The following is a 2,759-nucleotide window of genomic DNA, read 5'->3' as shown; positions in this document are numbered from 1 at the left end:
GTATAGAGCGTCACCCTCGCGAGGCATAGGCTCATGGTGTTCACGTTCGACGCTGCGGCAGCGATGCCTCCCCCTAGTGCTCCCAGCCGGCGAAATCGATCGTTGAGCGGCGCGCGATTTGCTGGTCTGGCGCTGGCCCTCCTCGCCTCTGCGGGCTGCGCCAGTGCCTCCGGGCATGCCTCGCCCGCGCGCTGGCCGGCGTCCGCAGCGCCCCCTGTCGCGCCTGCCACCGCCGCGGCCGCGTCCGCGCCGACGCCGCCGGTGCCCTCGCCGGCAGCAGCGGTCACGCCCGCGTCGCTGTTCGGCAGCGGGACCACCGCAGAACGCCGCGCTGCGCTGGAATCGGCGCTCTCAACCCTCGACGCCGCGCCGACAGGCGAGCCAGCCGACGACGGATCGCGCTGGGGCAGCCAGGCTACGCCCGGCGCCTGGGTCGCCGTACCGGTCAGCACTCGTGTCGCCGCCACCACCAGCGTGAGCGTGCGTCCCGGCCCGAAGTACTGGGGGGTCGCGACCTACTACGGCGCCGACTTCCAGGGGCAGCCAATGGCGGCCGGCCCGTTGTTCGACATGCGCGATCCCACCGTCACCGCCTCGAACAGTTGGCCGCTCGGCACGCGCCTGCGCATCACGCGCATTCCCGGCGGACCGTGGGACAGCCTGCTGACCCCGGCCGAGCGCGACGCCTTTTTTCACCGCTCGATCGTGGTCACGGTCATGGATCGCGGCGCCTTCACCCACGCCCTTGACCTCAGCATGGGCGCCTTCGCCGAGCTGGGAAACCCGGCCGAGGGCGTGATCCACGTGCTGATCGAGCCCGTCGACGGCGTACCGCCCGTGAAGGGCCTGCGCGGCGCTCCCGCTGGCCCCGATCTGGGCGGCTGAGTCGTAGGGGTGCGCTGTGAGCCAGGCGCAGATGACCGTTCCGTATCCGTACCATCGCGATTTGCCATAATGTTGACGCCGTGCGCCTGACTCTCGCGCAACACTGTCTTCACCCGCAGTGATCTGCGGATGCAGCCTGCCACTTGCGGATTGCGGGGGAGTGTATGCGGGGACAGGCAGCCCTGGCTTTTGTCTCGGTGGTGACGATGGCGCTCGCCACGCCGGCGGCCGCGCACGCCACCGGGCCGCATCGCTGCGAGTGCGTAGAGTATGTGAAGAGGTACTTTGGTTTGCGCGGCGCCGCCGGCAATGCTGGGGACATGGGACCATATTTGGCCGCGCACGGTTTCCGGCCTACCTCGAAGCCGGTGGCCGGAGCGGTGGCGATCGTGCAGCCGGGCTATTACCGGCACGGTGAGGGCCGGATCTACGGGCACGCGGGCGTGATCAGCTCCGCCTGGCGCGAGGACGCAAAGCACTGGTCGTTCCGCCTGCGCAGCGCCAACCAGACCGCGCCGCCGGGGACGGCGCTTGGCTGCAACAATGTATCCGTGAAGTGGTTCGGCCCCTTCGCGGACGAAAGCCGCCTCGTCAGCTACTGGTTGCCGCCGCACTGAGCCGCGGCCACGGGCGCCGATCGGGCTTCGAGCACGCGTTTCAACTCCTGCAGGAGTTTCGTGTTCTCGCGCCGGAAGCGCGGCACGATCAGCGGCGCAAGCAGCCGCCAGAGCCGGTGCGGGCGCGCTTCGAGGCGAATGCGGAGCGCCGTACCGGCAGACAACGGCTCCAGCCGAAATTGTGCGAGCAGATCCAGCCGCCGGCCCCGCGCCAGGATCAGCAGGCGACGCGGCCGCTCGCAGGCGATCAACTCGGACTCCACCCAGCCGGCGTTGCGGTGGCGGGAGCGGAAACGGGTGCCCGCGCGCGGCCGCCCCTCGCTCAGCTTCTCGACCTGGCGTGTGCGCGGGTTCCATTCGCGCAGGTTGCGCATGTCGGCCAGGTAGTCGAAGACAACCGCCGGCGGGCAGGCGATCGCAATCGCGCGCTCTCCCCGGATCATCCCGCCGTCCCTCGGCGATCTCCCTACTGCGGTCGCCCGCGCCGCACGCCAGTCCCTACGCAGCCGTCCGCGGCCCGGATCTCTGCAGCCCGACGACGCCGCTGCGCCGGCTCGCGGCAGCGCCCAGCCCGACTCAGAGGGCCTGTACGAAGGCCACCAGCTCGGCGTTCACTTCGGCCGGGAACTCCTGCTGCGTCCAGTGGCCGCAGCCGGGCAGCATCACCGTCTTCGTCAGGTTGGGCACAAATTCCTGCAGCCGCGGCAGCCGCTCACGCATCCCTGGAAAGGTAAGCACCACATCGCGGTCGCCGACGATGTAGAGCGCCGGCGGCAGGACCTGCGCCCCGTTCCAGGCCGCGGTCAGCTCCCAGGTCAGGTCCATCGCCCGGTACCAGTTCAGCCCGCCCGTGAAGCCCGTGCGGCCGAACTCGGCCGTGTAGAAGTCGATGTCGGCCTCCGTCAGCCAGTCGGGCGGGCCCTTCGGCTCGACTAGGCGGCGGAGCACACCCTCACCGAGTGGCATCTCCGGGCGCCAGCGCTCGTCTGGCGCGGCATCGCCCGAGAGTCCGTAGAGGAAGCGGCGGATCGTGTCGCGCGGATCGCGCTCCAGTTCGGCCTCGGCCGGGCCCGGCTGCTGGAAGTAGAGGATGTAGAAGTCGCTATCGGCCGGGAGGGCGGCGCGCAGGGCGGCGATGGGGGGCGTGGGGGCGCGGGGCGTGTAGGGCACGCTCAAGCCCACCACGCCGCGGATGCGCTCCGGCCGCAGCAGCGCCGTCTGCCAGGCCAGCGGCGCCCCCCAGTCGTGGCCCACGAT

Annotated in this window: 4 protein-coding genes; 2 read left to right on the top strand and 2 right to left on the bottom strand. The window is 70.9% G+C overall.

Annotated elements, in window-relative coordinates; translation table 11 throughout:
- The first annotated feature begins 33 nt into the window (after positions 1–33).
- Entirely contained in the window at positions 34–885 is an 852-nt protein-coding gene (locus VKV26_13670) for a septal ring lytic transglycosylase RlpA family protein (GenBank protein HLZ70945.1), read from the top strand.
- A 164-nt stretch (positions 886–1,049) separates the two neighbouring features.
- The gene (locus tag VKV26_13665) at positions 1,050–1,502 is read left to right on the top strand and encodes a CHAP domain-containing protein (GenBank protein HLZ70944.1); all 453 of its coding nucleotides are present in this window, start codon (positions 1,050–1,052) and stop codon (positions 1,500–1,502) included.
- On the opposite strand, the gene VKV26_13660 is transcribed toward VKV26_13665, so the two are convergent.
- Together VKV26_13660 and VKV26_13655 are read right to left on the bottom strand one after the other, a co-directional pair.
- Positions 1,481–1,945 (bottom strand): SRPBCC family protein, encoded by a 465-nt coding sequence (locus VKV26_13660; protein ID HLZ70943.1) that lies wholly within the window; start codon positions 1,943–1,945, stop codon positions 1,481–1,483. The genes VKV26_13665 and VKV26_13660 overlap by 22 nt on opposite strands.
- A gap of 133 nt (positions 1,946–2,078) precedes the next feature.
- Positions 2,079–2,759, bottom strand: a 681-nt coding sequence (locus VKV26_13655) for an alpha/beta hydrolase (protein HLZ70942.1), incomplete at its 5' end; no start/stop codon positions are given.

It is taken from the genome of Dehalococcoidia bacterium (genome assembly GCA_035310145.1).
Taxonomy (GTDB): Bacteria; Chloroflexota; Dehalococcoidia; order CAUJGQ01; family CAUJGQ01; genus CALFMN01.
This window is presented reverse-complemented; position numbering and strand designations above follow the sequence as displayed.

Coding starts and splice junctions, on each gene's coding strand:
- VKV26_13670 (HLZ70945.1), top strand. CDS start 34: ATGGTGTTCACGTTCGACGCTGCGGCAGCGATGCCTCCCCCTAGTGCT.
- VKV26_13665 (HLZ70944.1), top strand. CDS start 1,050: ATGCGGGGACAGGCAGCCCTGGCTTTTGTCTCGGTGGTGACGATGGCG.
- VKV26_13660 (HLZ70943.1), bottom strand. CDS start 1,945: ATGATCCGGGGAGAGCGCGCGATTGCGATCGCCTGCCCGCCGGCGGTT.